Below are 6,948 nucleotides of genomic sequence, written 5' to 3'. Positions count from 1 at the left end.
ATCCGCACGGCACTCCTCGGACACTCCCGCCCCCACGAACTCACCGACACGGCAGAACTACTGACCTCGGAGCTGGTCTCGAACGCGGTGAAGCACTCCGACGGCCCGGTCACCATCAGACTCCGCTCCCGCCCCGACGCCGTACGCATCGGAGTCATGGACAACCACCCGGAACTCCCCGACCCCCTTCCCTGTACCACCGACCAGGACTTCGGCCGGGGCCTGTACCTGGTGGAGGCACTGGCGGACGCGTGGGGGCGCTACCCGCTCACCGTCCACTCCTGTACGCCCGGCTGGAAGGTGGTGTGGTTCGAACTGTCCGCCGCGCGGGAGTGAGCCGGCCTTGGGGGCGACAATTGGCGTCCCAGCGGTCGTCCCTGCCACCTGGTGTTTTGGCGAGTCGCGGTGGGACTCAGATTCCAATTGCCGCGGCGTCGTGCGGAGGACCTACCGGAATGGGAGGTTGAGCCAGGGACTGCCGGGCTCGGAGGTCAGGAGCCGGTGGGCGGTAACCATGTCCTGGTACCAGTCCCCGAACTCCTCGTCGTCGAAGTGCAGACAGCGGCCAAGGATGAAGCCGACGGAGAAGTCCTGCCAGGACTTGTACGAACGTGCCGCGCCGCGCCCAGCTTCGACGACGGCGGCCTCGGCTTCCGCCAGGTCGCAGTAGCGAGCTCCCAGACCCCAGCGCGCCATGCATGAGGCCCGCCCGAGATTCCACGCGTCGACGGAGGAGACGTAGCGGTTCTCGTCCAGCACCCCGTCGGCTCGCATACGAGCCTCGTAGCGGGTGATCCGGCCGATGAGATGCTGAACGCCCTTGATGTGCGCTTCGGTCTCGGCCTGAGGGGTGGGCGCGGTCTTGGTGACGCCCTCCGGTGTGAGGACGGTCCCGCCTTCCGCCCGCTTGCGCAGGACTCGGGCGACAGCGTCGCGCCAATAAGCGGTATCGACATGGCCTCCGAAATCACGGGCGATGGTGTGGCGCAGGCCGAGCGCGAACTCCCAGACGGGGTTGGCCCGGTCCGTGGCAAGAAGGTCACGCTGCTGCACATGCCATTCCTGGCGGCTGGTGACTCCCCACCACTCCCGCAGCATCTGGCGTTCGGAGGGATAGCCCTGGCCGTGGTAGGCCATGGTGTTCCAGGGAAGGCCGTGATTGACGAAGAGAAGGGCGCCACAGGCCAGCCCGTGGGCCACAGGTCCGTGCAGCGGCCCGCCCACGAGCAGTGTCCGCAGAGCGGTCCGGTAAGCGGGGAAACCCACCCGCTCGGAGTACTGGGCCCAGGCCGCTGAGTGCGGCGGCCCAGAGGGGAGGAACGCCTCGCACGGACTACCGGGATTGACGACGATCATCGGCGGATCAGCGGGCGTCCAGACCTGCGCGAACCATGCGAGGTCGTTCCAGTCGAACACGCGATGCGGCTCGGGCGCGGGCAGCATCCCCTCGGTGTACACCGCCCAGATCCTCCCTCCGGTAACCCGAGGGTCGTGCCCGAACAGGGCATAGATGACACTGCGCTTGGCATCGGCCTTATCCCGGTCTATCTCGAAGTAGACCCGATTCCGCGCGAGCGTGTCGAAGTACGCCGCCCAGTCCCCCCGCGACTTGGCCTCGAACAACGCCTGCTCGACTTCCGTCGGAGGCGTCCAGATGGGAGGCGGAGGACCGAAACCCGCGGGCGGTGGCCCGAACGACATTGTTCACCTATCAGTTATTGATGACCCATCGCCCGCTCGTCAGACGATCACGGTATCTTGCCGAGCGTGGCGCCTTGCGGGATTGAATCATGCGGAGCTGTCATGAATAGTCCAGTATTGCAAGTCGTTAGGGGGTGCCTGATGAGCTACCCATTTCGAACGGTCGGCGTGCGCGTCCCAGTAGGGTACTTCGCCGTAGTAGAGTCGATATGCCCAGTGCTCGGGAAGTTCATGGCCAATCAAGTCGGGCCATTTTTCAAATGACAGGTGACGCCATTCGTAGTTGATTCTCGCCACCGCCTCGCGATAAGGGATGCCGAAGAGTTCCATCATTTCTTCCGCGATTTCGCGCAAACATTCTTCACTTTCTGGTATTGTTGGCATTGAGAACTCGCTCATCTTATATGATTCCCTTCATGTGGCGCGTGAGAATGTTGGCAGCCGTGTCGCCGAATATTGCGATCTGATGCCCGCCTACCACCGCGTCTGCTCCTTTACGCAGGAATGCTCTGAGGTTGAGTAGCATTGGTCCTTCCACCAAGTCGAAGCTGTGCATGGTTCCGCCGCCACGGTGGTGTCTGAAGAAGGCTGATAGTTCTTCTCCTGGCCCGTCAAATATCTTGCTTCTCAAGCCGTCGAAGGCACCTTCTGGCACCTTGAAGTGTAGGACGGCTGCGCCATTGCTTCCTCCCTGCCGCAGGGCCCACTGCTGGGCCTGCGCGAGATCCTCGGTGACATAGAATCCTCCCTTCCCAAAGTCCATTGGTCGGGTACTGAAGTTAGGGTCGATGCCATTCTTGAGGATGGATTCGGCGGCGTCCCTCGTCGTCCCGTGGTACAGAATCCTGCATGGTGCTAGGCCGAGGGGGTCGGTCCAGGTGTGCGGGGCTTGGACGTAGGCGACTGGGTTGGGGGCCGGTGTGAGCCCGAGAGGATCAAGGGTGAGGTAGCGGGCGTTTTCGGGGTCGTAGTAGCGGAAGTAGTTGTAGTGGAGTCCTGTTTCGGGGTCGTAGTACTGGCCTGGAAAGCGGAGGGGTGTGTAGGCGGTGGCGTCGTCAGCCCAGGCTGTGGCGCCCCAGAGGGTGGAGTGGGCGCGCCAGGCGATGTCACCGTGGTCATCGACTAGTTCGGTCGGGGTGCCCACCAGATCGGTGATGATGGCATAGAAGCGCTGGTCGATCTGTTCCTGCGGTGCGTCGGGACCGAGAGTCTTGCGCTCAGTCTGGGCGAGGGGACGCAAGCCGTGGTGATCCCATGTGAGGGTGATAGCCGACTCGGTGGCTCCTGAGGTGTGGGTGGTCTGCTCGGCAAGAGTGGTGCCGTCCCACGTGAAGTCGACTTGTTCCAAAACCGTTGAGCTGTTCACAGAAAGGCGCTGCTTGGCGATGCGACGGCCCAACGGGTCGTACTGGTAGCGCCACGTGGTGCCGTCGGGGGTGATCGCGGAGATGAGGCGATCCTCGGCGTCCCAGGTATAACGCCATGTGTCAGGCTTCCGCGACAGGTGTGTCTTCTGCCGCAGGGTGATACGTCCCGCAGCGTCGTGCTCGTAGCGGGTTTTCCCGGCGGTATGGATGCGGGTTCCGGTGTAGGTGCGCTCGCCGATCGCTTCTTGGCCCGGCATGGGCTGGGGCCAGGAGGCGTGGGTTTGGTTGCCTACCTCGTCATAGGCGTATGTCTCCGTCCAGCCCGCAGCGTGGACTGAGTCAACTCGGCCCGCCGCGTCCAATCTGAAGCGGCGTGGGCCGTTCAGTTCGTCGTCGATGCCGATGAGATTGCCGTCCACCTGATAGGCGTAGGCCCGGTGCTGGAAGCGCCGGTGGGCCGAGCCGGTGAGTTCCTGCTCGGTCAGGCGGCCCAGGGAGTCGAAGACGCTGGTGAGGGTGAGCGTGTCGCCGATGTGGCGGGTGAGTTCGCGGCCTCCCGGGTCGTGGGTGAACGTGATGGTTCGGCCGCAGGTGTTCAGTTCGGCCGGGTTGCCAGCCGTGTCGTACGTCCACGTGCTCGTTGCACCCGTTGGCGTGGTGCGGCTGGTGCGGCGACCCAACGCGTCGTAGGCGTACGTCGTGGTGCGGCCGTTGACGGTCTCAGACAGCACACGGCCCGCGTGATCGCGGTGGACAGTCAACTCCGCGTCCGGACTCGTCGCTCGTGCCAGGCCGCCGGTAGCGTCGTATTCATACGCCGTGACCGCACTGGCCGCGTATTTCCGCAGCGCCCGCCCCAGCATGTCCCACTGGAAGCGGATGACGTCTCCGGAGGCCGTCGTTCGGGTGGCCAGCTGGCCTGCCGCGTCGTGCGCGTACGTCACCGTGCGGTTGTCGAAGTCCGTCTCCGTGACGAGGCGTCCCGCTGGGTCGTACTCGTAACTCCAGGTCAGGCCTTGGGGGTTGGTGACCTGGGTGAGGCGTAGTTCGGTGTCGTGGTCGAAGGTGTGACGCACGCCGTCCGGGCCCGTGCGGGCCGCCAGTAGGTCGAAGTGGGTGTACTCGTAGCGAGTGACGGCGCCCATGGGGTCGGTGTGGGTGGTGCAGTTGCCCTCGCCGTCGTAGGTCCAGGATTCGGTGGTGCCGTCCGGGGCGGTGCGGCGGGCGGGTTTGCCTTCGACCGTCCATTCCAGGTGGGTGACCGCGCCGAGTGGGTCCGTGAGTGCGACAGTTCGGCCGAAAGTGTCGCGTTCGTAGCGGGTCACTGCTCCGAGCGGGTCGGTGATCTCCAGAGGCAGGCCGGCTGAGTCGCATCGCACCTGTGTTGTGGCGCCCAGCGCGTTGGTGACCGATGCCAGGTGGCCTGCGGTGTCGTACGAGAAGCGGGTGGTCGCTCCCGACGGGTCGGTCACCGCTGTGCGGTTGCCGTCCGCGTCGTACTGCTGGAAGGTCCGGGTGCCGTCCGGGTGGGCGACTACCACCGGCAGGCCCTGGTCGTTGTAGCCGATGCTGCTGTAGCGGCCGTCGGGGCGGACCACCATGATCGGGCGGCCCGCCTTGTCGTAGGCGTAGCTGGTGGTGCGGCCGAGGGGGTCGGTGATCGTCAGCGGGCGGTCTTGGCGGTCGTAGGTGGTGCGGGTCGTCGCTCCGTCCGGGCCGGTCTCGGCCACCACCTGCAGGGCGCTGTTGACCTGGTAGTGCGTGCTGTGGCCCAGGGAGTTGGTCGCGGTGATGGTGCGGTGGCCGGTCTCCGCGTCCACCTCGCCGTAGGTGAACGTGTTGCGCAGGTGACCCGCCTCGCCGGTCTGGGAGGTGCAGCGGCCCTGGTCGTCGTAGACGTAGTAGTACGTCGAGTTGTTCGTGTCGGTCCAGGCCGCGATACGGCCCCGCTCGTCGTTGGTGAACCGGGTCGGTATGCCGGAGGACTTCGTCACCGTTGCGAGGTGGTCGTCCTCGTCGTAGCCGAAGCGGACCAGTTCCTGATCGGTTCCGTCGGATGCCGCCCCGGCCAGGTGCAGGGCGGTGATGCGCTCGTCCTCGGTGGTGATCTTCAGGTGGTAGCCGGACGAGTGGGTGATGCCCGTGGGGGCGCCCTGTGCGTCGTAGTCGAAGGTGAGCCACTGGGTGCCGGAGCGGTCGGTGATCTGCTCCAGCAGCGCGATGCCGTTGCCGTCGCCGCCTGGGGACGCGAAGTACCAGGTGCGGCCGGATTCGGGGTCTGTGACGGTGTAGTCGCCGTGGGCGTCGATGGTCAGTGGGTACCGGCCGCCCTCCAGGGGCAGGGTCGGCACGCCGGGGGCGGGGTGCGGGTAGGCCAGCAGTGCCCCGTTCTCGCGGACGAAGATGACGCCTTCGGTGTCGACCTCCAGGCGCTGGTCGGCGGTGGAGGTCCAGGCGGGGCCGAACCAGCGGCCCGCCCGGTAGGACGACTCGAACTGCCGGGTGAAGACCAGGGGCAGCTTGGCGGGGAGTGTGACGTCGGTCTGCGGTAGGGCCATGCGTCCGGTGGCCATGTCGATGGGGTCGCCGAACCACTTGCACTTGAATTCGCGGGCGAAGTCCTTGAGGGCCTGCGCCACGCTCCTGCGGGCGGCTCCCGTCGCCGCTCCCTTGGCGGCGCCCCTCAGCGCACCCTTGCCCACGGCTCCCGCGCCCTTGCCGCCGATCAGGTTCGAGGCGAGGTAGCCCATGGCGTCGCCTGGGTCGCTGCGCCAGCCGGTGCCCAGGATGGACATCGGCAGACGCTCCGGGTGGGCGGCTGTGCCGACCAGGCCGGCCAGGAGCATGTTGGAGTTCTTCAGCCACTCGCCGGGGTGGGTGAGGTTGTAGGGGTCCATCGGGTTGACCGTGCGGGCCAGCTTCACCATGTCCGCGCCGCCCTTGAGCAGGCCGCCCACGACGTGGACCTGGTTCAGCTGCACCCCGGCGACGGCGTCCATGGCGTTGGCGCCCAGACGGTCGGTGAACTCCGGCTTCGGCGGAGCCGCCTCCAGGGCGGTCGCCAGCCTGCGCTGGGCGTCGCGGGCAGCGGAGGTGCGTTGGCGGCGGGCCTCGGCCAGGGTCTCGACCGCCTCTCGGCGGGCGGCCGTCGAGGGGTCGGTGAAGGTGCCCGGTTCGGTTGGGCGCGGGCCCGGGTTCCGGCCCGCCAGCGCGGCCGCGTTGTAGCGGTCGGCCGCCTGGTTGAAGGCTTCCACCTTCGCGTTGTGCGCGTCCGCCGCCTGACGGTAGGACTCCTGCGCGGCGCGGAAGGCCTCGATCGCCGCCTGTGCCTGCTGCTGGGCCCAGCGGACCGTGTCCGCGTATGCCTCCAGCGCCTGCCCCGCCGTCTCGCAGGCATCCGCCGCCGTCAGCCACTGCTTGGGCTGCATGCCGAACTTCGCGCGGAACGCGTCCCCCGCCTCGCCCTGCCAGCCGCCCGAGTCCAGCGACCGCAGCCCCTGGCCGACACTCTCGAAGGCGCGGGAGAAGTCCCGCAGGTGGCGGGCCCGTGCGTTCAGGGCTTCCGGGCTGCCGTGGATCAGTTCCTTGGGGTCGTCGGTTTCTCCCAGCTCGCGTTCGGCTACCTCGCCGCCCAGGCGGTTGTTCACGCCCTCGCCGAAGTCGCGCACCCCCTCAGCCATGCCACCCGCACCGACCGCGGACAGGCCGTCCGCCGCCCGGTCCGTGCCCCAGTTGACGGCCTCGCCGACCCCCTCCTTCACACCATCGACAGCACCCTCCAGGCTGTCCCCGAGGCCGTTGGCCAGGTCCCCCAGGCCGCTCATCAGCCCTCACCCTCCCCGGACCCTGCAGCCTGTGGTGGGCCGCCCCACTGCCAGTC

General features: G+C 67.1%; 4 protein-coding genes. 1 reads left to right on the top strand and 3 read right to left on the bottom strand.

The window, feature by feature from the left end; all coding sequences use genetic code 11:
- Positions 1 to 336, top strand: a 336-nt coding sequence (locus FNH08_RS40505; protein ID WP_194238793.1) for an ATP-binding protein, incomplete at its 5' end; no start/stop codon positions are given.
- Between the two features lie 111 nt (positions 337 to 447).
- Here FNH08_RS40505 and FNH08_RS40500 read toward each other — a convergent pair.
- The 3 genes from FNH08_RS40500 to FNH08_RS40490 form a co-directional block, all read right to left on the bottom strand.
- Positions 448 to 1,701, bottom strand: coding sequence for a DUF1266 domain-containing protein (locus tag FNH08_RS40500; RefSeq protein ID WP_152776518.1), 1,254 nt, complete (start codon positions 1,699 to 1,701; stop codon positions 448 to 450).
- Positions 1,702 to 1,788: 87 nt separating this feature from the next.
- Positions 1,789 to 2,100, bottom strand: coding sequence for a hypothetical protein (locus FNH08_RS40495; RefSeq protein WP_152776517.1), 312 nt, complete (start codon positions 2,098 to 2,100; stop codon positions 1,789 to 1,791).
- 1 nt (position 2,101) lies between these two features.
- Positions 2,102 to 6,892 carry a putative T7SS-secreted protein gene (locus FNH08_RS40490; protein ID WP_152776516.1) on the bottom strand — a complete coding sequence of 1,597 codons (4,791 nt, stop codon included), beginning with the start codon at positions 6,890 to 6,892 and terminating at the stop codon, positions 2,102 to 2,104.
- Positions 6,893 to 6,948 lie beyond the last annotated feature (56 nt).

Origin of the sequence: Streptomyces spongiae (assembly GCF_009377185.1) — a bacterium.
Classification (GTDB): Bacteria; Actinomycetota; Actinomycetes; order Streptomycetales; family Streptomycetaceae; genus Streptomyces; species Streptomyces spongiae.
The sequence above is the reverse complement of the archived record's forward strand: the minus strand, read 5'-3'. Positions and strand labels throughout refer to the sequence as shown.